Origin of the sequence: Marinobacter adhaerens HP15 (assembly GCF_000166295.1) — a bacterium.
GTDB classification, from domain to species: domain Bacteria; phylum Pseudomonadota; class Gammaproteobacteria; order Pseudomonadales; family Oleiphilaceae; genus Marinobacter; species Marinobacter adhaerens.
The window spans coordinates 2,385,819-2,408,702 of the sequence record NC_017506.1 but is presented as its reverse complement, the minus strand read 5'-3'; the positions used below and the strand labels follow the sequence as shown (position 1 = coordinate 2,408,702).

Genomic DNA, 22,884 nt, shown 5'->3' with positions numbered 1-22,884 from the left:
CACGAGCGAACAATATTCATGGCCGCCGCTGTCACGAATGCACCCGATGCCGTCTTCACGCGCATCGTCCTGGTTACGGGGCCCTGATGTCTGAGCCGTTATTACAGGCTGTCGATCTGCAGTGCGAACGGGATGAACGTATCCTGTTCCGTGACCTGTCGTTCTCCATACTGCCCGGTACGGTCACCCGTGTCGAGGGTCCGAACGGCTCCGGCAAGACCACTCTTCTGCGGATGCTGGCCGGTCTTAATGATGCGTGGTCCGGCAACCTGCTCTGGTGCGGCAAGCCCAGGTCGGGGCAGCGTGAAGAATTCCTCCGTAATACCCTGTATCTTGGCCACCGGCCGGGCATCAAACCGTTGCTGACGCCTCTGGAAAATCTCCGGGCACTGACGGCAGGTCGTCGGCCACTGCCGGATCCGGTCCTGCGCGAGGCGCTTGACGGTACCGGGTTGGCCGGATTCCAGGATGTTCCCTGCCGGAATCTCTCGGCAGGTCAGCAAAGACGGGTGGCCCTGGCGCGCCTGTTGATCGCCGATGAGCCGCTCTGGCTGCTGGATGAAGTCTTCACGGCCATTGATTCGGGCGGCGTCAGTGCGATTGAAGAACTGCTTCAACAGCGAGCCCGGGAGGGAGGTGCCGTGGTCGTAACAACCCACCATGACCTCAACTTACCCGGTATGAAGCGTATTGTTCTGGGTGGAGGTGCGATCAATGAATGCTGATTGCCGGCCGACGCTGAGTTTGCAGCGGGATGCCGTCGGAGCGCTGGCGGCGATGCAGGCTGTGTTCGCCCGGGATATGAAGGTGGCCTTCCGGCAGCGGCAGGATCTGCTCAATCCGCTCCTGTTCTTTGTCATGGTCGTAACCCTTTTTCCTCTCGGGGTTAGCCCGGAAGTGTCATTCCTGCGGGAGGCCGGAGCCGGTATCCTCTGGGTGGCGGCTTTGCTGTCGGTGTTGTTGTCACTGGACCATCTGTTTCGCCACGATTTTGACGACGGCACGCTCGAGCAACTGGTGCTTCAGCCCCAGCCCCTGTTTTTGCTGGTATTGGCGAAAACGGCGGCGCACTGGGTATTAACAGGCCTGCCGCTGGTGGTACTAACGCCGGTTTTGGGCGTAATGGTTCATCTTGACGGGAACTCCATCGGAGTTTTGTGTCTAACGCTGCTGATCGGTACACCGGTGTTGAGCCTGATCGGGTCAATTGGCGCGGCACTGACGCTTGGATTACGGTCAGCGGGCGTGCTCTTGTCCCTGCTGATCATTCCGCTGTACATTCCCGTCCTGATCTTTGGAACGGGCACGGTGGCTTCGGCCGCGGAGGGCGCGCCTGTAGGTGCGTATGTCGCCTTGATGGGGGCATTCCTGGTACTAGCACTGACTCTGGCGCCCTTCGCATCGGCAGCGGCGCTGCGTATCAGCCTGTCTAACGGGTAAAACAAGGTAACGGTAGAACGGTGACCATCTGATGTGGCAACTTTTTCACAAGCTGGGTTCTCCCAAATGGTTCTTCGGGATTGCGGCCCGGCTGATGCCCTGGCTCCTGGTGGGCGGTGTCCTGCTGTTGATGGCAGGCATTGTATGGGGGCTGGCCTTTGCGCCCAAGGATTACCTCCAGGGTAATAGCTACCGCATTATTTTTATTCACGTACCCACGGCCTTTCTCGCCCAATCGGTGTACGTAATGATGGCTGTGGCAGGTGTTGTCACTCTCGTCTGGCGCATGAAACTGGCCGACGTGTTTGTAAAGTCGGTTGCGCCGGTGGGCCTGGTGCTTACCTTTCTTTCCCTGTTTACCGGCGCTGTATGGGGTAAGCCTACCTGGGGAACCTGGTGGGTGTGGGATGCTCGCCTGACATCAATGCTGATCCTGCTGTTCCTGTATGGTGGCGTAATTGCCCTGGACAGGGCGATCAATGATGAAAAATCTGCGGCACGGGCGGTAGCCGTGCTTGTGCTGGTCGGGGTGGTGAATATACCGATTATCCAGTACTCCGTTGAATGGTGGAATACGCTACATCAGCCGTCGACGTTCAAACTGACGGAGAAGCCGTCCATGCCGGCAGAAATGTGGGTGCCGTTGCTCCTGTCCGTGTTGGGGCTTTATCTGCTGTTTGGCTGGCTCGCCTGTCTGCGTATGCAAACAGAGATTCTGTTACGCGAACAGAGAACGCGCTGGGTTAAAGATTACGTGTTGGCCGGGAGGGTCTGAAGTATGGCGTTTGATTCCTTTTCGGCATTTATGGTGATGGAAGGCCACGGGCCCTATGTGTGGTCCTGTTACGCTGCGTTTTTCCTGCTGATGATTGGCCTGATGGTCTGGTCCCTGCGCCGTCGCAAAGCGGCCATTGAGGCCTGCCGCCGAGGGTACGAGTTCCAGGCCGGGCGGAAGGACCAGCAGGCTGCCCCGGCTTCGGCAGCATCCTTCACCCGCGTCAAGGTTTCCCAAGACTGAAAGGCAGATAGCTGATGCATCCAATCCGAAAAAAGCGACTGACAATCGTCCTGTTCCTCCTGGTGGGACTGGGCATTGCTGTGGGTCTGACCACCTACGCGTTGCGCCAGAACATCAATCTGTTCTACGACCCCACTCAGATTTCCGCAGGCGAGGCGCCGGTGGATGTCAGAATCCGCGCCGGTGGCATGGTCGAGGAGGGATCGGTCCTCCGTGATCCGGACAGCCTGATGGTTGAGTTCAAGGTGACCGATTTCAACGCGTCCGTGCCGATCCAGTACACCGGTATCCTTCCGGACCTGTTTGCCGAAGGGCAGGGTGTGGTTGCCATGGGCAGACTGGACAGCAACGGTCGTTTTGTTGCGGATCAGGTACTGGCCAAGCACGACGAAAACTATATGCCGCCGGAAGTTGCGGATGCGCTGGAGAAGGCCGCGAAGGGCCAGCAAAAAGCCAGTGGCAGCGCGGAAACCGTATCCTACTAACCGTTTTATCTAACAGCCTGGTTTCTGGAGGCCTTTGATGTATCCCGAACTCGGACAGCTTGCACTGATTCTCGCGCTGTTGTTGGCAGTGCTCCTTTCCGTAGTCCCCCTCGCCGGTTCCCTGACCGGCAGGGATAATCTTCAGGCATTTGCCAGGCCTTTGGCGTCCGGCATGTTTGTTTTCATCGGTCTTGCCTTTGCAGTTCTGACCCATGCGTTCGTGACCGACGACTTTTCCGTGGCCTATGTTGCCAATAACAGCAACAGCCTGCTGCCCTGGTATTACAAGTTCAGTGCCGTCTGGGGCGGTCACGAGGGCTCACTGCTGCTCTGGATACTGATGCTGGCAGGCTGGACCTTGGCGGTCGCTGTGTTCAGCCGCCGCCTGCCTGCGGTGATGATCTCCCAGGTGCTCTCGGTACTGGGCATGGTCTGTGTGGGCTTCCTGCTGTTTATTGTTCTCACCTCGAACCCATTCGACCGGCTGCTGCCCAATGTGCCTGCCGATGGCGCGGATCTTAACCCGCTGCTGCAGGATTTCGGGCTGATTGTTCATCCGCCGATGCTCTACATGGGGTATGTCGGTTTTGCGGTGGCGTTCGCTTTTGCCATCGCCGCCCTGATCAATGGCCGGCTTGACGCTGCCTGGGCCCGTTGGTCACGCCCGTGGACCACGGTTGCCTGGGCGTTTCTCTCCCTAGGCATCGCGCTCGGAAGCTGGTGGGCCTACTACGAGCTTGGCTGGGGTGGCTGGTGGTTCTGGGATCCGGTGGAGAATGCCTCGCTGTTGCCGTGGTTGTCCGGTACTGCGTTGATGCATTCGCTGGCGGTGACAGAGAAACGCGGTGTGTTCAAGAGCTGGACAGTGCTGCTGGCGATTGTCACATTTGCTCTCAGCCTGCTTGGCACCTTCCTTGTTCGATCCGGGGTGCTGACCTCGGTTCATGCCTTCGCCTCTGATCCGGAGCGGGGCACTTTCCTGCTGGGCCTGCTCGCGGTAACAGTGATCGCAAGTCTCGCGCTCTACGCATTCCGGGCGCCTGTTGTGCATGTCCGCTCCCGCTATGGCTCGCTATCGCGTGAAGTGTTTCTTCTGCTCAATAACGTGCTCCTGGTTTCAGCGACGCTTCTGGTGGCCGTCGGTACCTTGTATCCGTTGGTCCTTGATTACCTGGATCTGGGCAAACTGTCGATCGGTGAACCGTTCTTCAACCTGACGTTCAGTCCTCTGGCGGTTGCGACGGGCCTGTTGTTGGGCGCCGGCATCTTCTCGCGCTGGAAGAAAACCGACGGTGGCTGGCTGGCGCGAAAGCTGCTCTGGCCACTGGCCGTCAGCATTGTCGCCACCACGGCCGTCCTGATCGGTTACGGCGGCTTCAAGCCCTGGGCGTTCCTGGGCATTTTCTCCGCCATGTGGGTAACGGTTGCCACTTTCTGGGATCTCTGGGAGAAGTCCTCTTCCCGGAAAGGCCGCATTCATGGGCTCAAGCGCCAGTCCCGCAGCTATTTCGGCATGGTGCTCGGGCATCTTGGCCTGGCTATTACTATGGCCGGCGCAACGGTGGTTTCGAACTACGGTATCGAGCGGGATGTCCGCATGGTGCCCGGTGATGTCGCGACAGTCGGTGATTATCAGTTCGTGTTCAAGGACATCGGTGCGCGTCAGGGTCCTAACTTTACGGCTCAATACGGCACATTTGATGTCATGCTGGATGGCGAGCGGGTTTCCGTGCTCCATCCTGAAAAGCGGCAGTATTCAGTCGGTATGAGCGTTATGACCGAGGCCGATATCGACGCCGGCCTGTTCCGGGACATCTTCGTGGCCATTGGTGAACGCATCACCGACGAGGCCTGGGCCATTCGCCTGCAATACAAGCCACTTGTACGCTGGCTCTGGCTGGGCTCTCTGTTTATGGCGGCTGGAGGCTTCCTGGCCATCTCGGATCGCCGGTATCGGATCCGGGAAGGCGCCGACCAGAAGGTGCAGGCCGGACCTAAGGTGCCCGAGCCTGGCGCTGCCACGTCTGCCGGAGCAACCTCATGAAGCGGGTCCTGCTCTTTCTGCCGCTGCTGATCGCCCTCGTAGTTGGTGTGGTGCTGTTCGCGGGTATTGGCAAGGATCCCACCAAACTGGAGTCGGTGCTGGTCGGCAAGCCAGTGCCGGCATTCAGCCTGAAGGACCTGCACAACCCGGAAACCATGCTGGACCAGAGCCTTTTCCGCGGCCAGGTCAGCCTGTTGAATGTCTGGGGAACCTGGTGTCCCGCGTGTAAGGACGAGCACGCCGACCTGGTTTGGCTGGCCGAGGAGAAAGGCATCAATATCATCGGTCTCAATTACAAGGATAACCGCGAGGATGCGCTGGTCTGGCTTGACCGCCTGGGCAATCCCTACCGCCAGACCATCTATGATCCCCGCGGCACGCTCGGTTTCGATCTGGGGGTATACGGAGCACCGGAGACCTTCGTGATTGACGCCGGCGGCGTCGTCCGCTATCGCCACGTGGGTGTGGTCAATGAAACGGTCTGGGAGGAGAAGTTGCTCCCGGTCATCAATGACGTTCGGGGGAATGGCTGATGCTCCGGATCCTCTGCCTGGGTTTTGCGCTTCTGTTTGCCGGAATCGCTGCAGCCGATGTCGCTGACGTATACGATTTTGAGGATCGGGCCGAGGAGCAGCGTTACCAGAACCTGATTTCGGAACTGCGCTGCCCGAAATGCCAGAACCAGAACATTGCCGATTCCAACGCGCCTATCTCGAAGGATATGCGGGATGTTGTTTACCGGATGATGAAAGACGGGGCCAGCAACGAGGAAATCGTTGAGTCTCTCGTTGGCAGGTTTGGTGAGTTTGTTCGCTACAAACCCGAGCTGGACAGCCGGACATTCCTGCTCTGGGCGACACCTGCAATTGCGGTGTTCGGCGGGTTTCTGGTGGTTGCCGGTGTGGTGATTCGTTCCCGGCGAGCGGGGCCGTCAGGCCCGGCGTTGAGCACTGAAGAGAAAGCCCGTGTCGACAAAATGCTGGCAGAGCAGGAAAGATCCTCCTGAAGCCGGCACTTTCCGGCATGTCCTGGCCGCAACCTCATTCTTAATTCTGAACCTGTGACTGAAACTCCATGACTGACACTTTCTGGATTGCCGCAACGGTACTGATTGTTCTTGCCCTGTTGTTTGTCTTGTACCCCGTCTTTTCCATCGGCTCGGCACGAGGAAACAGACGGACCTGAAAAACCAGAATCTGATGGCCTATCGCTCCAGGATGAAGGAGCTCGACAACGAATACGAGGCCGGTATTCTGGACGACGAAAATTACCGGCAACTCAAGGAGGAGCTTGCAGGGAGCATGCTCGATGACGTTCCAGAGCAGGACCAGGTGAGGCCCGTGATCAGTGGCCGCAGGAGTGCCATGGCAGTGGCCCTGGTCTCGATTCTATTGATCCCGGCTGCCACGGTTTATCTGTATGAGCGCTGGGGCGCGATGGACCGGGTTGAACAGTTCATTACCATGCAGGAAATGGGAACCACCGAAGGATCGAGGCAGGCCCAGATGACCGAGCTTTCAGGGCAGCTCCGGGAACGGCTGGAAGCCAGCCCGGATAATCCGGACGGCTGGGCAATGCTGGGACGCACCTACATGCGTCTGGAACGCTTCGACGATGCCGCCTGGGCGTTCCGGCAACTGGCCGACAGTGTTAATGACGATAGTCGGGCGCGAGCCGTTGCTTATGGTCTGTCTGCCCAGGCGCTGTTCTTCGGTAGCCAGGGCGCCATGACGAAAGAGGTTACGGCGGCCATTGAGCAGGCCCGTGAGCTGAACCCGGATGAAGTGAATGCCCTCGGTTTGCTGGGGATCAACGCCTTCAGCCAGCAGAACTATCGGGAAGCCATCGAGTACTGGGAGCGGATCGAAACCGTAGCACCCGACCACCCCCAGATTGGCTCCATTCGGGAAGGTATTCGTGAAGCCTACACCCGTCTCGGCGAGGAACCACCGGCACAGGTGGCCGCTGCCGAAACCTCCGGTGCTGGGGTTACCGTTCGGGTAACGCTTTCCGAGGACTTCCAGAATCAGGTGCCTGCAGATACCACTCTGTTCCTGTTTGCTCGCCAGCCCAATGTCCAGCAGGGCCCGCCTCTGGCAGTAGCCCGGCTGACGGCAGACCAGTTGCCGGTGGAGATCCGGCTGGACGACCGGTACGCCATGTCACCGCAGGCTACCATTTCCAGTGTTGACGAGGTGGTTGTAACCGCCCGTCTCAGTCGTTCCGGCAATGTGGCCGCCCAAGCAGGAGACTGGCAGGGCAGCACCGACGTTCCTGTAGCCGTTAACGAGAGCCAGGAAGCGCCTGTAGCGGTTGTGATCGATCAGCAACTGATTGACTGATCCTCAGGAGAGGCCCTTGGGATAAAGCGGAGGCAGATCGGCGTTTGCCCGCGTCTGTTTTCGCTTTCGAATGGCCTCAAGAGTCCGGGCCAGTGGCCGTCCATCCCAGTTTTCGTTGTCATGGTCTGGCGCAAAAAACCGGGCCTGGAGCTTGCCTAGCTCTGTTGCCATGGTCTCGTCCTGGAAGTGGTGCACAACGTCAGACGCGGAACGGAAGTGTTCGCCGGGTCTGTGCCGATTGGCCCATGCTACCAGCAGCTCCGGTGTCCGGGCTGAACCGCTTCTCACGGCCGTGATCAGGTGCTCGAAGGCGACATCTTCATCGTCATTGTGCTGAGTAAAGTCGGGGGCGTTCTTGGCGCCTTTGCGCGACCACCACCATGCCATCAAGGTTCCGGCCCAGAGTATGCCGAACGCCAGGGTGAGCCACTGCCACAACCCGGCCTCCGGTGCTGTCCGGTCAGTCGATGATTCCGGGCTGATCGTGTCCGGTTCAGGGGCCGGTTCTCCATTCGCGGGTTGCGGCGGTTCGGCGGCGACGGCATTCGGATCCGTCACCGTCAGTTTTTTTCCGGGATGACGGCAACGCGTTCCCGATCCGCTTCGGTATCCCACCAGTAAATGCGAATGGCTGGCAACGTCATCTGTCCCGCCTCAACCGGAACCAGAGCCACGGATTGCTTCAGCGAAGAGGTCAGGCCTGCCGGCGTTGTTTCGGTCTGCCTCTCTGGCTCTTCCGGGTAACTTCTCAGTCCGTCCGGGACCGTATCGGGTAAGGGTGGCAGTGCCTCCCCGGGCAAGCCCGCCGCCGTCAGCCTGATCTCTCGGGTAATGTTTTCGCCGGTCGCGACTTCCAGTGACGGCGGAAGCCCGGACTCCTCAAGCGACAAGCCTGTTGCCGGCAGCCAGGTATCGCCACTGAACTGGGCCGGGACATCCTTGACCGGCACCTCAAAAAGCTCCTCACTGTCCCTCAGGAAACGGAGGCTGCCAGAGGCATCTCTGGCCTGTCCCTCGAAGCGTACGGGGGGCAGCTTCAAGGTTCCCGGTCGTTGGGGGAAGATCGCGTAGCGCCGCTCCACCACGCGGTATCGCACACCGTCGCGATAGCGTGAAAATTCCTGCTGCCTGCCCAGGGATTCGATAATCACATGGGGATGGGTCGGCTCAGACAGCTCGCCGCGAATGAGGTTGCCCCTGAAGAAAAGCCGCACTGTCAGGATCAGTTGCTCCTGCACATAGACTTCATCCTTGTCGGCGGACAGCTCGATAAAGCTGTCCCTTCCAGGCGCGGCCTGGTCTGGCGGCGAGCCGTCGACGACTTCCACGGTAACCGGCTCCGAAACAGCATCCTTGAAGGTGAGTGCAGGAATGGTCAGTTCGCCGGTGGTTTTCGGTGCCAATTGGTAGGTCCAGGTGATTTCACCCACCATCTGACTGTTTACGGTGCGGATACTGTACTGCTGGTTCTGGGCCAGGATCTCAAAATCTGGTTCCACTTTCTCTATATCAGGCTTGGGCAGGCTCGACATGTCGAAGTCGAACAGGTTGCCGAGATTGATGTCTATCTCCATGCTGCCTTTTACGGTCAGGGTCAGAACCTCACCCTCATAGAGGCGGGTCCGGTCCGGCTCGACTGTCAGTTGCCGGGCCTGCGTATGGGGTTGTGCCTGGGCCTGGGCCGGCAGCCAGAATGCCGTCAGAAGAAACAGACAGACGGCGGGAATCATCAGCCGTTTTACCATGGTGTATCGCCCTCATCGGATGGAGTCTGGCGTTGTTGATACTGCTGCAGAAATTTGCGCTGTAATAATCCGCCCGGATTGTCAGGGACGCGCCTGAGCCACTGCTCCTGGCTCTGGGTCAGCGGTGTTTCAGAGATAGGGGCGGGTGCCGGGGACTGGCCGGACGGGGTTTCCTGCTCCCCGGAAGCCTGCTCGGGATCTCCGCGCTCGCCCGCCTGCTGTTGATTCTGTTCAGCCGTCTGGCCGCCTTGCTGATTCTCCGTGTCGGAAGAAGACTCGTTGTTTTCCGGGTTCTGCTGTTGACTGTTCCCCTGACTGCCGGGATTCTCGCTTTCATTGTTTCCGTTCTGGCCCTGACGGTTTTGTTGCTGATTACTGCCGTCGCCCTGGGAGTTCCGGGACTCCTGTTGGTTGTTATCCTGGTTGCCGTCCTGGTTCTGCTGTTCCTGATTCAGAAGTTCCTCGACAATTTTCCGGTTGTGAAGGGCGTCTTCCATGTCAGGCGCTGCGTTCAGCGCCGCATCATAGGCAGCCAGGGCCTCTTCCAGTTTTCCGGCACGGGCCAGGGCATTGCCCCGGTTGTAACTGGCACGGGGACCCTGTTTGCGCGCAAACGCTTCGGCGGCGCTGTCGAACTTGCCGGAACGATAGAGGGCAGAGCCCCGCCATTCCGGGTCTTCAAGCTGGCGGGCGGCTGATTCCGGGTTGTCCTGAATCAAGGCGGGAGCTCGCTGATCTTCCCTCTGCCAGAGTTCTTCCCAGCTTATGGCGGCTGCCGGCTGCGGCCAGACCGGCAGCAGGATCAAAGCAAGCGCACTGAGAGCCCCCCGGCGCCATCCCATCAAAACCAGCGGCAGCGCGAGCCAGAGCAACCAGTAACCGTCATCCTGCCAGCGATTGACCGTCAGGCCGTCCTCGGAATCCTGCCAGTCGTCACTGTCCCGCGGGCTCAGGTCGAGCGCTTCAATATCGGTGTCGTCCAGGGTCAGCTCATGGCTCTGGCCGCCGCTGCTGCGGGCGAGTGCCGCCAGCGCTTCGGGTTCAGCACGACTGATGACAATGTCGCCGTTCTCCCGTATGAAACCGCGCCGGGCGAGGGGAATGGGGCCTCCGTTCTCGGTGCCGACGACCAGGGTATTGAGCGCGTATCCGGTGCCGGAAAGCGTGTCCCGAATGGTACCTTCGTAGTCGTCGTTGAGGCTGTCGGTGATTAACAGGATGCGACCTTCGCCCGGTGCGCCTTGTTCCAGCAATGCCTTTGCGCGGGCAACGGCGAGATCGGCCCGGTTGCCTGTCGCCGGCATGATCACCGGGTCCAGCACGTTGAGCATGCCCTCAATCGTACGGCTATCATCGGTCAGCGGTGTCACCACGTGGGCATCGCCGGAAAAGACGAGCAGGCCGGTCAGGCTGCCTTCCCGAAGCTCGAGAATATCCCGGATCTTCCGTTTGGCCCGGGTCAGTCGATCAGGCTCCACGTCCGTTGCCAGCATGGACAGTGAAAGGTCCAGTGCGATCACGAGGCTATCGCCGGGTTGTTTCAGCGGTGTCGGTGCCTCCCGCCAGGCCGGTCCGGCCAGGGCCAGGGACAGAATGATCAGGGCCAAAGAGGCCGGAACCAGAGGTGACTTGTTCGACTGGCCCGAGCTGCCGTTGTGACGAATCAGGGGCGAGAGCAGGCGGGCCGGAATAAGCCGGGACCATCCGCTGTCGCCCATGCGGAGTTGCCGGAATGCAAGATACAGTATCGGTATCAGCAGGATTAACAGCAGCCAGAGCGGGCGCAGGAAATGGAAGTCAGCCCACATGCGTTTTCTCCTCCTTGCTCCGGCGGGTTTCAGCAACAAGTTCCCGCCCGTGGCGGACGAGGAACAGCGCCAGCCACAGAATGACCGCGAGCCCGGCAGGCCAGACATAGAGCTCGGTTACCGGCCGATAGAACTTGCCTTCAAGCTCGATCGGTTCCAGTCGATCAATGCTCTCGTAGATAAGCTCCAGCTCGGGCAGGCTGCGCGCCCGGAAATACTCCCCGCCGGTCTGCTGGGCCATGCGGGTTAGCAGGTTTTCGTCCAGATCCCTGGATGGGTTGACCCGGCGCGAACCCAGCAGCCCACGCTGGACCATGGACTCGGCGCCAATACCAATGGTGTACAGGCGAATGCTGGCGGCCGCGGCGATTTCGGTAGCTTTGTCTGGGGTGATTTCTCCCGCAGTATTGGCGCCATCAGTCAGCAGGACCACAACGCGCTGATCCTGGGGCCGGTTTCTCAGGCGTTTGGTTGCCAGGCCCACGGCGTCGCCAATGGCCGTGGCGCGCCCGGCCATGCCAAGGCCCGCCTCACGCATCAGGGTTCTGACCGTCTCCAGATCGAAGGTGAGCGGCGCCTGTACGTAGGGCTCGGTGCCGAACAGGATCAGACCTAGCCGGTCACCCTGGCGGCGGGAGATAAAGTCATCAAGCACGCGCTTGACCGCCTGCAATCGATTAATACTCCGGCCCTGAAGGACCATATCCTGCTCATCCATGCTGGGGGAAATGTCGACGACCAGCATGAGATCCCGGCCGGAAACTGGCATCTGAACCTGCTCGCCCACATGCTGCGGCCGTGCCAGGGCAACCACCAGAAGCGTCCACATCAGGAACAGCAACAGTTGCTGCCAGAGCGGTACGGCATTGCCACGACGACTGACACCGGGCAGGTCCGACAGCCAGTGGCCAACCGGCAACACGGGCGCGTCGACCGATTGCGCTCCGGGCTTGCGCCATTTGAGAATCAGGGGCAAGAGCACCAGAACCAGTGCCCAGGGCCAGGCGAGATTCAGCATTTCTGACCTCCCAGCCACAAACGGGCGAACGCCAGGGCGTCGGCCGGCTTGGTTGAAACCTCAGGTCGCCAGGCACTGTGAACCAGAGCCTCGGCAACCGGTCTGGAGGCAACCCGGTCCTTCGGGGCGGTCTTTAACAGGAATTCCACCCAGGCATCGCCGGTCAGCGCTTCCGGGTGCTGTTCCGGGTAGCGCTCGCGGGCGGCCTGCTTCAGCAGGGTGTTCAGTTGTGTGAACCACGCGGGGGTAGTGGCTGCTGATCGTTCCAGTCTGGCGAGTTCGGCCCGAGCGGAGCGGAACCACCGGTTTCTTTGTCTCCGCCGGATAAACAGCCAGACCAGGGCAGCAAGCACAGCAATGAGCAAAATGGCCAATACCCACCAACCTGGCGCCGGAGGCCAGAGGCCCCCTGTTTCAGGCAGGTGAATGTCCCGAAGCTGGCTGAGTGGATCCTGCGGGTTCATCCTATGCGGCCTCCGGGTCCCAGCAGCAATTTGAGGGTCGCTGCGGGGTCATTCGCCGTGGACACTTCTGCCATGGTAACGCCGGAGGTACGGAAACACTCTGCCAGCCGGTGTTCATGGTTGGTGACTTTCTCGTGCCAGGCCCTCTGGAACCGGGGGTTTCCGGCATCGAACCATACCGGTCCGTCCGGGCCGGCTATCGCAAAGCGTCCGCTTTTCGGCAGCTCTTTTTCCAATGGATCCACGACCCTCAGGGCGCTGACGCCGTTATGGCGGGCGAGCGCGCCGAGCAGGGTGCCCGTCTCCTGTGAGATATCCAGGAAATCGCTGATCACGAAAATCCGGCTACCGGTATGGGCCACCCTGCGAGCCTCGGTCAGTGCCATGTCCAGGCGGCTCTGGCCGGACGGCTCGTTTTGTTCCGGCCCTCGATTATCCCTTCTTTGCAGTTCATCGAGAGTATCCAGCAGTCGCAGCACTGATTTCTTCCGCCGCGCCGGGCGAAGCACTCTCAGGGCCTCGTCGTTAAAGACAATGCCACCTACCTGATCGCCCGACCAGAGTGCCAGCCAGGCCAGAATGGAGGCGATCTGTGCGCAACGAACCTGCTTGAAGGCGCCGGTACTGGCAAAAAACAGGCTTGGGCCGAGATCGCAAAGAAGAAGAACGGGCCGTTCCCGTTCCTCCTCATAAAGCTTGGTATGGGGCTCCTGGCGCCGCGCCGTTACCCGCCAGTCGATGCTACGGATGTCGTCCCCGGGCTGGTACAACCGTACCTCGGCAAACGCCATGCCCCGGCCTCGTTGCGGCGAGCGCTGCAAGCCGGCCTGACGCGTCCGCACCGGGCGGGCAGAGGGCAGTTTCAGTGCCCGTGCGTCTGCCTGCAGGCGGATCAGATCCGGTAGGCCGATGTGCGTTATTGCTTCGGTGTTGCCCATGCCAGACGGCTCCCGTGTATTGCTTCCGTCGATGGCTTCAGGCGCTCACCGGAACACGTTCGATCAGCCGTTCGATAACCGTGTCAGCGGTCATGCCTTCGGCCTCTGCTTCGAACGTGAGGAGGATGCGGTGTCGTAGCACATCGAAGGCCATGGCTCGGACATCGTCGGGTGTTACGTAATCCCGGCCGTCTAGCCAGGCCAACGCCCGGGCGCAGCGGTCCAGGGCGATGGTGCCACGGGGGCTGGCGCCGAAGGCTGTCCATCGGGCCAGTTCCGGGTCCAGTGCCGCCGGGTCGCGGGTTGCCAGCACCAGGGCCAACAAATATTGCTCTACGGGTTCCGCCATGTAGATGTTCGCGACTTCCGCGCGGGCATCAAACACCTGGTCTGGCGTCAGGCGAAGGTCCGTTTTCGGAAGGCCGTGACGATAATCGTTACGGGCCAGTTGCAGGATGGCCTTCTCCGCTTCCGCCGACGGGTAGTGGATAACCACGTGCATCAGAAAGCGGTCCAGCTGGGCTTCGGGCAGCGGGTAGGTACCTTCCTGCTCAATGGGATTCTGGGTGGCCATCACCAGGAACAGCCGGTCCAGCGGAAACGTGCGCATCCCGACGCTGATCTGGCGTTCACCCATGGCCTCGAGAAGGGCAGACTGCACCTTGGCAGGCGCACGGTTGATTTCATCCGCAAGCACCAGGTTGTGGAAGATGGGGCCTCGCTGGAATTCGAACTGCCCGGTTTCCGGGCGGTAGATTTCACTGCCCGTAACGTCTGAGGGCAGCAGGTCTGGCGTAAACTGGATTCTGTGAAAGTCGCCTTCCAGATGGTCGGCAAGCGCCTTGATCGCCGTGGTTTTTGCCAGCCCCGGGGCGCCTTCTACGAGCAGGTGGCCGTCGGCAAGAAGCGCGATCAGCAGACGATCCACCAGTTTTTCCTGCCCGATTATCCGTTTGGCTAACTGTTCCCGTAACTCACCGAACGTATGCTGTAGCGACATTGGAAATGACTGCTCTCTGTATCTGAGGATTTTCCGGAGAAACCCGTATCGTGCGTAGGTAGTTGCCGAAGTTTTGGCGTCTGGCCGGCAAAAATCAAGGGTTTGACTATGCTTATGTGACGATACGCCGATTACGTTTATTTCACACTAACTGAGGTCGACCATGAATGCGCTGACAGTGGCCAGCAAGGATCAATTCTTTGAACAGTTGGCTGACGCTTTCGCTAAGAAGATTTCCAAAACCGAAGCCAAGAAAATCAGCGAATTTGCCAAGCAGCATTATGCTCATATTCCCCTTGAAGAGCTGGTCAGTCGACGATTTGCGGATACCTATGGCGCCGTTCTGGCCGCCTGGCAGTTTCTGCAGAAACGGTCTGCCGAGGAAACTCCGGTTGCCGTTTTCAACCCCGACCTGGAGAGTGACGGTTGGCAATCGACTCACACCGTTGTTTTTATACTGCATCCGAACATTCCGTTTCTGATTGATTCCCTGCGCATTGCAATCAACCATCGGGAAATCGGTACCCATTCTATCCAGCACTCGATCCTGCAGGTGAACCGCGACCAGAATGGCAAACTCGAGAAGCTGCACACGTCTAAAAAGAAAGCCTCCGGTTCGGACTACGAGGCGTTCATTGTCCTCGAGATTGATCGGCACAGTAATCCCGAGGATCTCCGTGATCTGGAAGACACCCTGCAGAACGTGCTTCATGAGGTGCGGATCGCTGTCAGCGACTTCCCGGTAGTTACCGAGAAAGTGAACGAGATTCTTGGTGAGTTGGACAACACCACGGCGGGCATTAACGAGGAGCAGAAAGAAGAGGCCAGGGCGTTTCTGGAATGGCTCGCCCGGGACCATTTTACGTTCCTTGGCTACGACGAGTACGACTTTGCCAAGGACAAGAGTGGCATGGTGGTGCGTCGGGTAGAGAATTCCGAACTGGGTATCCTCCGGGTCAATAACGAGCGCCCGGACCGGGTTCGCCTGAACGAACTGCCGCAGCGCACGCGCCACGAGATGACCCGAAGCGATGATATTTTCATCTTCGCCAAATCGGCCCAGCGCTCGCGGGTGCACCGGCCCGCCTACCCGGACTACATCGCAGTCAAGAAATTCAACAGCAAAGGCGAGGTAGTCGGTGAGCGGCGGTTCCTGGGCCTTTACACTGCCCGCGTCTATAACGAGCGGCCGGACGAGATTCCCCTGCTGCGCCGTAAATTCCAGAGCGTGATGAAACGGTCCGGTTTTCTGCGTGACGACTACGCCGGTAAAGAACTCGAGCAGATTCTGACAGTGTATCCCCGGGACGAACTGTTCCAGATCGAGCAGGACGAGCTGCTCAAGGTGGCCAAAAGTATCCTGTACATCCAGGAGCGTCGCCGGATCGAATTGTTCCTGCGGGAAGACGTTTATGGCCAGTTCGTGACCTGCCTGGCGTTCTTTCCGAGGGACATCTACAACACCGAACTACGGCTGAAAGTCGAGCAGGTGCTGGTTGACCGGTTGGGAGCGGAAGACGTCGAGTTTGTCACCCACTTTTCCGAGTCGGTCCTTGCGCGGGTCCAGTTCACCATACGGGTACCCCAGGTCGAGAACCGCCAACTGCCCACGGCGGAGATCCGGGAAAAGGTTATCGAGCTTGCCCAGTCCTGGCGTGATGGGTTGTCTGAAGCCCTGAGTGAGGCCTGGGGCGAAGAGCAGGGCAATGAGCTCTATCGCTTGTGGGCGGGCGGTTTTCCGGCCAGCTACACCGATATGTTCTCGCCAAGGCGAGCGGCGATCGATCTGGAGCATATCGCTTCATCGGCGAACAATCATGACCTTGCCATGAGCTTCTACCGGGCTCTGGAAGAAGACGAGAGCACGCTGCATTTCAAGCTTTTCTACCCGGACGAACCGTTGCCGCTTTCCGATGTGATGCCGATCTTCGACAACCTCGGCTTCCGGGTTATCGGCGAACACCCCTTCGAGGTCATCGACCGGCACAACAAAACGGTGTGGATTCACGACTTCACGCTCCAGGCTCACCAGGGGACTGTTGTCGATATTCATCGTATCCGTCCGATCTTTGAGGAGCTGTTCCGCCGGGTGTGGTACGGAGAAGCGGAAAACGACGCCTTCAACCGGATGCTGCTCTCTTCCTACATGAGCTGGCGGGAAATCGCGCTGTTGCGGACCTACGCCCGGTATATGCGCCAGATACGCTTTTCCAACAGTCAGACCTTTATCTCCAACACGCTGGTGAACCACGTTGAACTGACCCGCCTGCTGCTGGAATTTTTCGAAATACGTTTCAATCCGGAGCGTTACCAGAGCCCCGGGAAGAGCCAGGCGGCCCAGCAGAAACTGGAAATCGAATTCAATGCCGGCCTCGAAAATGTGGAGAACCTCAGTGAGGACCGGGTGCTTCGGCTCTACCTGGAATTGATCCAGGCGACCCTGCGTACCAACTACTACCAGCATGGCGAGTCCGGTGGTCCCAAGCCCTACATCAGCGTGAAGTTTGATCCATCCCGGATTCCGGACATGCCATTGCCCATGCCGATGTTCGAGATTTTCGTGTACTCGCCGCGCGTCGAAGGCGTACACCTGCGGGGTGGCAAGGTCGCCCGCGGCGGCTTGCGCTGGTCAGACCGGTTTGAGGATTACCGCACCGAGATTCTGGGGCTGGTCAAGGCCCAGCAGGTCAAGAATGCGGTTATCGTGCCGGTCGGCGCCAAAGGTGGCTTTGTGGCCAAGCGCCTGCCGGATCCGTCGGACAGGGAAGCTTTCCAGGCCGAGGGCATCGAAGCCTATAAGACATTTATCCGGGGGTTGCTGGATATCACCGACAATCTGGTGGATGCCGGCATTGCGCCGCCGGAACGGGTGATCCGTCATGACGACGACGATCATTACCTGGTTGTGGCGGCTGACAAGGGTACGGCAACCTTCTCGGACATCGCCAATGGTCTGGCCGCGGAATACGGTTTCTGGATGGGCGATGCCTTCGCCTCCGGCGGAAGCAATGGTTACGACCACAAGAAAATGGGCATCACGGCCCGGGGTGCCTGGGTCTCTGTAGAGCGGCATTTCCGGGAAATGGGCATCAACCCCGGACTGGATGAGTTCACCGCCATTGGCATTGGCGACATGGGTGGTGATGTCTTCGGCAATGGCATGTTGTGCTCAGAGAAGACCAAGCTGGTCGCTGCTTTCAACCACGTGCATATCTTTGTCGACCCTTCACCGGATCCGGAGAAGAGCTACAAGGAACGGATGCGTCTGTTCGGACTTCCGCGATCCGCCTGGACCGATTACGACAGCAAACTGATTTCCAAGGGAGGCGGGGTTTTCAGCCGGAATTCGAAATCTATCCCGGTCAGCCCGGAAATGAAGAAACTGCTGGGTATCAAATCGGATCGGGTGCCACCAAACATGCTGATCTCGCACATCCTCAAAGCCCAGGTCGATCTGCTCTGGGTCGGTGGCATTGGCACCTATGTGAAAGCCGCCAGCGAATCCCACAGTGATGTGGGCGACAAGGCCAACGATGGTCTGCGGATCAACGGTTCGGATCTTCGCTGCAAGGTGGTCGGTGAGGGCGGCAACCTTGGGCTTACCCAGCTCGGTCGCATTGAATTTGCGCTCAAGGGCGGACGCCTGAACACGGACTTTATCGACAACTCCGGCGGTGTGGATTGTTCTGACCACGAGGTCAACATGAAGATCCTGCTCAACCGGGCCGTTGCCATGGGTGATCTCACTAACAAGCAGCGCAACATCATGCTTGAGGAGATGACCGATGACGTCGCGGAGTTGGTGCTCAAGAACAACTACCGTCAGACCCAGGCCATCAGTATTGCCAGCGAGGATGCAGCGACCCGGCTGGAAGAGTATCGCCGGCTGATGAATACCTTTGAGAGCGAGGGCAAGCTCAATCGTGCCCTGGAGTTCCTGCCCGATGACGAGACCCTGTCCGAGCGCAAGCTGGACAAGAAAGGGCTGACTCGGCCGGAACTGTCGGTACTCATTTCCTATGTGAAGGGCGACCTGAAGCAGACCCTGATCGACAGCACCCTGCCTGACGATCCCCTTCTGGCCGGTGAAATGTACAAGGTGTTTCCCAGGGATCTGACCCAGAAATTCTCGAAGGAGCTGGGAGAGCATCAGCTGCGGCGTGAAATCATCGCGACACAGATTGCCAATGACATGGTCAACCACATGGGGATTACCTTTGTGGAGCGTTTGAACCAGTCTACGGGTGCCGATGCCGCCTCTATTGCTCTGGCCTGGATTATCGCCCGTGACGTGTTCCGCATTGATAACTGGTGGGACAGGATTGAAGCCCTGGATTTCCATGTCTCAGCCCAGCTGCAGATGGAGCTGATGCAGGACCTGATGCGCCTGATGCGCCGTTCGGTGCGCTGGCTGTTACGCAACCGTCGGGCGGAGCTGAGCATTCAGCACCACATGGAGCGCTTTGCCGACAGCGTCTGGGCGATTACAGCGGGGCTGCCCGAGTATCTTGGTGATCAGGCGAAAACCACCTGGGAGAAACGGCATCAAGCTCTGGTGGATGCCGGGCTGCCATCAGAGCTGGCGTCCGTGGTTTCGGGTACCGGCCACCTGTACTCGTCTCTGGGTATCATCGAGGCCCACGAAGCCTCTGGCATGCCACTGAAGACGGTGGCCAATCTCTACTATGAGCTGGGTGACCGCCTGGATCTGAACTGGTTCGCGAGCGCCATTGCATCGCTGCAGCCCGGCTCACACTGGCAGGCCCTGGCCCGGGAAAGTTTCCGGGAAGATCTCGACTGGCAGCAGCGGGCGCTAACCACAGGTGTTTTGAAGCTGGCAGACAAGCCGGAAGACGTGCCGGCCTGCGTGGAGGCGTGGCTGTCCCGCCATCAGCAGATGATCGACCGCTGGAAATCCATGCTTTCCGAGCTCAAGGGTGTGCGGGAGCCGGAGTACGCCATGTTCTCCGTGGCGCTGCGTGAGTTGCTGGATCTGGCCCAGAGCACCATGCATCAGCCTCATGCGGAGGTGGAGGTGCAGACCAACTGAGTATTGCTTTGGGATGCGTATTCCCGTTCAATCGCCGGACGGGAATCATCAAACGGAGTGGGATAATGGGTCAGCTTGACCATCTTCTGGAAAAAAACCGGGCCTGGGCAGACGGTATCAAGGCCCAGGATCCGCAGTTTTTTACCCGCCTGTCGAATCAGCAGGCACCGGAATACCTGTGGATTGGTTGCGCAGACAGCCGCGTGCCCGCCAACCAGATCGTCGATCTTCTGCCGGGGGAGCTTTTTGTTCACCGGAACGTGGCCAACGTGGTTGTCCACACGGATTTTAACTGTCTGTCGGTACTGCAGTTCGCCATCGAAGTATTGAAGGTGAAACATGTCCTGGTGGTTGGCCACTATGGCTGTGGCGGCGTCAGGGCGGCATTGCTCAATGAAGGATTTGGACTGATCAGCAACTGGCTTCGACACGTTCAGGATGTCCGTGACCGGCATCAGCAAGTACTCGATGCCCTGCCGGGCGTTCAGGATCGGGTCGACCGTCTGTGCGAACTCAACGTGGTTGAGCAGGTGGGGCATGTTTGCCAGAACAGCATTGTTCAGGAAGCCTGGCGGCGGGGTCAGCCGCTCACGGTTCATGGCTTTGTCTACGATGTCTCGGATGGGGTTCTGCGGGATATGGGGTTGTCGGTAGCCTGCGAGGAAGATCGTGAGCGGGTACGGCAGAACAGCATCGATGAGCTGGTTCAGAGGCCGGTACGCTCTGGGCGCCAGAAAATCGTGCAGTGAAGAATGTAAAATTGCGTCAAAAATTCGTGAAGGGCGTCACTTCCTGACCCTCGGCGTCATCACAGTTGGTCACCTCCTGCTTTGCTAGAGTAGATCCTGCAGTAAGCGAGGAGTGTGACCATGAAAGAATTGATGCAAAAAGCCCTGACAGTTCTGAACCAGAGGAAAGATGCCACGGCCAGCGCGGAGTCACGGGGTCGGGGGCGGAAATCGTCTGATGCCGGTCAGGCTGAGGACTGGGGTATGTCACCGGAGGACGCCCTGAGGGTTGGAACGGTTGCCCGTTACAAGTGATTGAAGATTTGATGGTATTTCCTCTCTGAAGGCCCTCCGGTCTCCGTCTTTCAAGGGAGACGCGAGGGCTCATTCCGGTTAGCATATCCCGTCTTTGAACTACCCACTCGGGATAAGCCCATCAATGTCATTGCCCAATTCCCATGAAGTCCTGTTGCGAAACCGCCACCTTGTGCAGGGGAGGCTGGCCCTTTTGGGCGTATCCGCTGGTGAGCTGCTGACGGATTTGCCCGCTGGCGGTATGGCAATGAGTGAGCATGCCGGTGTGTGTGCCTCACTCAGCGGGCGCGACGGCTGGCAGATCTGTTTTGGCTACGACGATCCTGCTCTGGCTGCCGGTACCTTTGACACACTCGTGGTTTTTCTTCCCAAGGCCCGGGCGGAGCTTGACCTGCGTCTTGCCCTGGCACGCTGGCTGGCTGCACCCCGCGCTCGACTGGTGCTGGTAGGTGAGAAGAAAGAAGGCATTGCCGGGGCCGTGAAACAACTCAAGGCTGTGGCGCCGCAGGCTACCAAGACCGATAGCGCCCGGCATTGCCAGGTCTGGTGTGCTGAGAATATCGAGCCTCTTCCAGAATTCTCGCTCCGGGAGTGGATGACCTGGACCGGGATTGACTGCCAGTCGGTTCATCTGGATGTTGCCGGACTGCCGGGTATTTTCAGTCTTGGTGAGCTGGACGACGGTACCCGCTTGCTTATGGAAACGCTGGACGGGGCGCCTCTGCGGTCTGGCCCGGTTCTGGATTTTGCCTGTGGTGCGGGTGTCCTCGGTGCCTGGCTCCATCGCTGGCAAGAGCGGCAGGGCCTTCCCCGGCTAACGATCGACGGGATTGATGTTCAGTCCCAGGCCGTTATCTGTGCACGGGCCACCTATGAGCGCAACGGCGTTTCCGGGCGGATCATGGCTTCGGACGGCCTTCCGGGCGTTGAGGGTTCATGGCCCGTTATTCTCAGTAATCCACCCTTTCACTCCGGTGTCAGAACAGACCTGTCGATGACTGAGCGTTTTCTTCGGGAGGTGGTGCGCCATCTGGCGCCAGGTGGTGAGGTGCGCCTGGTGGCGAACAGTTTTCTGCCCTACGAGCCATTGATGAAGCGCTGTATCGGGCCGGTTGAACGATTGCGGGAGAATCAGCGTTTTACCGTTTATCGCGCTTTTCGACGTTCCTGAACGAAAAAAGCCCCTGGGGTGAGGGGCAAGAGGTTCGCGTCCAGAACAACGGAGCCAACCGGAAAAGGGATGTTCAGCGTGAACACCTTCCACGTTAGGGTTAATTTCTAGAATAAACAGCCTAGAATGGCGCTTTTGTGACAAAAGGCCTCCAGCATGCCCGAAATGACAACCGCCCAACTTGATTTCTCCGGAGGCTCACTGATTCTTGCCCGGCCAGGCACTGGTGATCCGACGCTGAGGGCATGGGATGCGGCGGACGAGCTTCTGCTTGAGGAAGCCATTTGCGCGGCGGCAGCCCTGGGTGAGCCCCGGGTTCTGGTGGTGGATGATCAGTTCGGGGCTCTTTCACTGGGGCTGGCAGCGCTCTCTCCGACCGTGGTGGCCGACAGTGCTGTGTTGCCCGCTGCCCTGGCACATAATGCTTCTTTGAACCCGGAAGTCACGCCACCTGAATCTGTTTTCAGCTGGATTAATGCGCCCGAGGGCCCGTTTGACCTGGTGGTATTGAGAATACCCCGCCAGGCCGACTATCTGGCCTGGTTGCTGCGCTGGCTCAATCGCGTGATGACGGATTCGGGCGTGTTGCTGGCAGGCGGCATGATCAAGCATCTACCGGCAAGAAGCGTTGATGTGTTCGCCGAAGCTGTACGGACAGAGCAGGTGCTGCCGGCGCGAAAGAAAGCGCGGGTGATTCGTTGTACCAGGGGCGCTGCGAATCTGGCGGATTGGTCAGCGACCTGGAAAGGCTACCGATTGGGCGACCGAAAAGGTGATGTGGGCATAGAGGCATTGCCGGCGGTGTTTGCCCGGGAAAAGCTGGATATCGGCACCCGCCTGATGTTGCCACATGTGGTCAACGAGGTGTCGACGGCCAGGGCTGGCGATTCGGTGCTTGATCTGGCCTGCGGTAACGGCGTACTGGGCCTGGCGGCGCTGTCGGAGCGACGGGATCTGCAGTTGGTTTTCAGCGATGTTTCAAGCCAGGCCGTGCTCAGTGCCCGTCGTAATGTTGAAAAAGCCTTTCCGGATGCCAAAGCCGCTTTCTCCCATCGCGATGGTATTGAGTCCGATCTGGGAGCCTTTGATCTGATACTGCTGAACCCGCCGTTCCACGAGGGTGGTGTGGTCGGTGATCACATCGCACTTCGGTTATTCGAGCAGGCGTCGCAACACCTGAGGCCGGGCGGTCGCCTGCTCCTGGTAGGAAATCGACACCTTGGCTATCACCGAAGCCTGCGCCGGTACTTTTCGTCAGTGCAGCAGCTGGACGCCAGCCCCAAGTTCGTGGTGTTTCGGGCAGGCAACCGCTGAATAA

20 protein-coding genes and 1 pseudogene are annotated in these 22,884 nt (G+C 59.3%); 14 read left to right on the top strand and 7 right to left on the bottom strand.

Annotated elements, in window-relative coordinates; genetic code table 11:
- Positions 1-86: 86 nt before the first annotated feature.
- From ccmA to ccmI, 9 genes and pseudogenes are all read left to right on the top strand, one after another.
- Positions 87-725 (top strand): cytochrome c biogenesis heme-transporting ATPase CcmA, encoded by a 639-nt coding sequence (gene ccmA / locus HP15_RS11390; RefSeq protein ID WP_014577602.1) that lies wholly within the window; start codon positions 87-89, stop codon positions 723-725.
- The gene (gene ccmB, locus HP15_RS11385; RefSeq protein ID WP_049784483.1) at positions 715-1,440 is read left to right on the top strand and encodes a heme exporter protein CcmB; all 726 of its coding nucleotides are present in this window, start codon (positions 715-717) and stop codon (positions 1,438-1,440) included. Before ccmA ends, ccmB begins: the two co-directional genes overlap by 11 nt.
- A gap of 31 nt (positions 1,441-1,471) precedes the next feature.
- On the top strand, positions 1,472-2,215 hold the full coding sequence (gene ccmC, locus HP15_RS11380; protein WP_014577600.1) for a heme ABC transporter permease CcmC: 744 nt from the start codon (positions 1,472-1,474) through the stop codon (positions 2,213-2,215).
- Positions 2,216-2,218: 3 nt separating this feature from the next.
- Complete coding sequence (ccmD, locus tag HP15_RS11375) at positions 2,219-2,458, top strand: heme exporter protein CcmD (RefSeq protein ID WP_014577599.1); 240 nt, start codon at positions 2,219-2,221, stop codon at positions 2,456-2,458.
- A gap of 14 nt (positions 2,459-2,472) precedes the next feature.
- On the top strand, positions 2,473-2,943 hold the full coding sequence (ccmE, locus tag HP15_RS11370) for a cytochrome c maturation protein CcmE (RefSeq protein ID WP_014577598.1): 471 nt from the start codon (positions 2,473-2,475) through the stop codon (positions 2,941-2,943).
- Positions 2,944-2,980: 37 nt separating this feature from the next.
- Positions 2,981-4,987 (top strand): heme lyase CcmF/NrfE family subunit, encoded by a 2,007-nt coding sequence (locus HP15_RS11365; RefSeq protein ID WP_014577597.1) that lies wholly within the window; start codon positions 2,981-2,983, stop codon positions 4,985-4,987.
- The gene (locus tag HP15_RS11360; RefSeq protein ID WP_014577596.1) at positions 4,984-5,520 is read left to right on the top strand and encodes a DsbE family thiol:disulfide interchange protein; all 537 of its coding nucleotides are present in this window, start codon (positions 4,984-4,986) and stop codon (positions 5,518-5,520) included. Before HP15_RS11365 ends, HP15_RS11360 begins: the two co-directional genes overlap by 4 nt.
- Positions 5,520-5,993, top strand: coding sequence for a cytochrome c-type biogenesis protein (locus HP15_RS11355; protein ID WP_014577595.1), 474 nt, complete (start codon positions 5,520-5,522; stop codon positions 5,991-5,993). Before HP15_RS11360 ends, HP15_RS11355 begins: the two co-directional genes overlap by 1 nt.
- A gap of 68 nt (positions 5,994-6,061) precedes the next feature.
- Positions 6,062-7,329, top strand: a pseudogene (gene ccmI, locus HP15_RS11350) (c-type cytochrome biogenesis protein CcmI).
- A gap of 3 nt (positions 7,330-7,332) precedes the next feature.
- Here ccmI and HP15_RS22685 read toward each other — a convergent pair.
- From HP15_RS22685 to HP15_RS11315, 7 genes are read right to left on the bottom strand one after another with little or no spacing between them, the layout of a single operon-like run.
- Complete coding sequence (locus HP15_RS22685) at positions 7,333-7,887, bottom strand: BatD family protein (protein WP_014577592.1); 555 nt, start codon at positions 7,885-7,887, stop codon at positions 7,333-7,335.
- Between the two features lie 2 nt (positions 7,888-7,889).
- Complete coding sequence (locus HP15_RS21700; protein ID WP_014577591.1) at positions 7,890-9,074, bottom strand: BatD family protein; 1,185 nt, start codon at positions 9,072-9,074, stop codon at positions 7,890-7,892.
- The gene (locus HP15_RS11335) at positions 9,068-10,882 is read right to left on the bottom strand and encodes a VWA domain-containing protein (RefSeq protein ID WP_014577590.1); all 1,815 of its coding nucleotides are present in this window, start codon (positions 10,880-10,882) and stop codon (positions 9,068-9,070) included. Before HP15_RS11335 ends, HP15_RS21700 begins: the two co-directional genes overlap by 7 nt.
- Complete coding sequence (locus tag HP15_RS11330; RefSeq protein ID WP_014577589.1) at positions 10,872-11,900, bottom strand: vWA domain-containing protein; 1,029 nt, start codon at positions 11,898-11,900, stop codon at positions 10,872-10,874. The genes HP15_RS11335 and HP15_RS11330 overlap by 11 nt, the downstream gene beginning before the upstream one ends.
- Entirely contained in the window at positions 11,894-12,364 is a 471-nt protein-coding gene (locus HP15_RS11325; RefSeq protein WP_008173120.1) for a DUF4381 domain-containing protein, read from the bottom strand. Before HP15_RS11325 ends, HP15_RS11330 begins: the two co-directional genes overlap by 7 nt.
- The gene (locus tag HP15_RS11320) at positions 12,361-13,302 is read right to left on the bottom strand and encodes a DUF58 domain-containing protein (protein ID WP_014577588.1); all 942 of its coding nucleotides are present in this window, start codon (positions 13,300-13,302) and stop codon (positions 12,361-12,363) included. Before HP15_RS11320 ends, HP15_RS11325 begins: the two co-directional genes overlap by 4 nt.
- A 37-nt stretch (positions 13,303-13,339) precedes the next feature.
- Complete coding sequence (locus HP15_RS11315; protein WP_014577587.1) at positions 13,340-14,302, bottom strand: AAA family ATPase; 963 nt, start codon at positions 14,300-14,302, stop codon at positions 13,340-13,342.
- Positions 14,303-14,465: 163 nt separating this feature from the next.
- Here HP15_RS11315 and HP15_RS11310 point away from each other — a divergent pair, with 163 nt between their 5' ends.
- From HP15_RS11310 to HP15_RS11295, 5 genes are all read left to right on the top strand, one after another.
- Positions 14,466-19,352 carry an NAD-glutamate dehydrogenase gene (locus HP15_RS11310; protein WP_014577586.1) on the top strand — a complete coding sequence of 1,629 codons (4,887 nt, stop codon included), beginning with the start codon at positions 14,466-14,468 and terminating at the stop codon, positions 19,350-19,352.
- Positions 19,353-19,417: 65 nt separating this feature from the next.
- A complete protein-coding gene (gene can, locus HP15_RS11305) occupies positions 19,418-20,101 on the top strand; it encodes a carbonate dehydratase (RefSeq protein WP_014577585.1) in 684 nt (227 codons plus the stop codon).
- Positions 20,102-20,221: 120 nt separating this feature from the next.
- A complete protein-coding gene (locus tag HP15_RS22365) occupies positions 20,222-20,395 on the top strand; it encodes a hypothetical protein (protein WP_008173126.1) in 174 nt (57 codons plus the stop codon).
- 124 nt (positions 20,396-20,519) lie between these two features.
- The gene (locus tag HP15_RS11300; protein WP_014577583.1) at positions 20,520-21,566 is read left to right on the top strand and encodes a class I SAM-dependent methyltransferase; all 1,047 of its coding nucleotides are present in this window, start codon (positions 20,520-20,522) and stop codon (positions 21,564-21,566) included.
- 165 nt (positions 21,567-21,731) lie between these two features.
- The gene (locus HP15_RS11295) at positions 21,732-22,880 is read left to right on the top strand and encodes a class I SAM-dependent methyltransferase (RefSeq protein WP_041646266.1); all 1,149 of its coding nucleotides are present in this window, start codon (positions 21,732-21,734) and stop codon (positions 22,878-22,880) included.
- Positions 22,881-22,884: the final 4 nt, after the last annotated feature.

Excerpts from the sequence above, each read along its gene's own strand:
- HP15_RS21700 (WP_014577591.1), bottom strand. The coding sequence starts at position 9,074 with ATGGTAAAACGGCTGATGATTCCCGCCGTCTGTCTGTTTCTTCTGACG.
- can (WP_014577585.1), top strand. The coding sequence starts at position 19,418 with ATGGGTCAGCTTGACCATCTTCTGGAAAAAAACCGGGCCTGGGCAGAC.
- HP15_RS11355 (WP_014577595.1), top strand. The coding sequence starts at position 5,520 with ATGCTCCGGATCCTCTGCCTGGGTTTTGCGCTTCTGTTTGCCGGAATC.
- HP15_RS11295 (WP_041646266.1), top strand. The coding sequence starts at position 21,732 with ATGACAACCGCCCAACTTGATTTCTCCGGAGGCTCACTGATTCTTGCC.
- ccmB (WP_049784483.1), top strand. The coding sequence starts at position 715 with ATGAATGCTGATTGCCGGCCGACGCTGAGTTTGCAGCGGGATGCCGTC.
- HP15_RS11300 (WP_014577583.1), top strand. The coding sequence starts at position 20,520 with ATGTCATTGCCCAATTCCCATGAAGTCCTGTTGCGAAACCGCCACCTT.
- HP15_RS22365 (WP_008173126.1), top strand. The coding sequence starts at position 20,222 with ATGAAAGAATTGATGCAAAAAGCCCTGACAGTTCTGAACCAGAGGAAA.
- ccmD (WP_014577599.1), top strand. The coding sequence starts at position 2,219 with ATGGCGTTTGATTCCTTTTCGGCATTTATGGTGATGGAAGGCCACGGG.
- HP15_RS11315 (WP_014577587.1), bottom strand. The coding sequence starts at position 14,302 with ATGTCGCTACAGCATACGTTCGGTGAGTTACGGGAACAGTTAGCCAAA.
- HP15_RS11365 (WP_014577597.1), top strand. The coding sequence starts at position 2,981 with ATGTATCCCGAACTCGGACAGCTTGCACTGATTCTCGCGCTGTTGTTG.
- ccmC (WP_014577600.1), top strand. The coding sequence starts at position 1,472 with ATGTGGCAACTTTTTCACAAGCTGGGTTCTCCCAAATGGTTCTTCGGG.
- HP15_RS11310 (WP_014577586.1), top strand. The coding sequence starts at position 14,466 with ATGAATGCGCTGACAGTGGCCAGCAAGGATCAATTCTTTGAACAGTTG.
- ccmA (WP_014577602.1), top strand. The coding sequence starts at position 87 with ATGTCTGAGCCGTTATTACAGGCTGTCGATCTGCAGTGCGAACGGGAT.
- HP15_RS11360 (WP_014577596.1), top strand. The coding sequence starts at position 4,984 with ATGAAGCGGGTCCTGCTCTTTCTGCCGCTGCTGATCGCCCTCGTAGTT.
- HP15_RS11325 (WP_008173120.1), bottom strand. The coding sequence starts at position 12,364 with ATGAACCCGCAGGATCCACTCAGCCAGCTTCGGGACATTCACCTGCCT.
- HP15_RS11330 (WP_014577589.1), bottom strand. The coding sequence starts at position 11,900 with ATGCTGAATCTCGCCTGGCCCTGGGCACTGGTTCTGGTGCTCTTGCCC.
- ccmE (WP_014577598.1), top strand. The coding sequence starts at position 2,473 with ATGCATCCAATCCGAAAAAAGCGACTGACAATCGTCCTGTTCCTCCTG.
- HP15_RS11320 (WP_014577588.1), bottom strand. The coding sequence starts at position 13,302 with ATGGGCAACACCGAAGCAATAACGCACATCGGCCTACCGGATCTGATC.
- HP15_RS11335 (WP_014577590.1), bottom strand. The coding sequence starts at position 10,882 with ATGTGGGCTGACTTCCATTTCCTGCGCCCGCTCTGGCTGCTGTTAATC.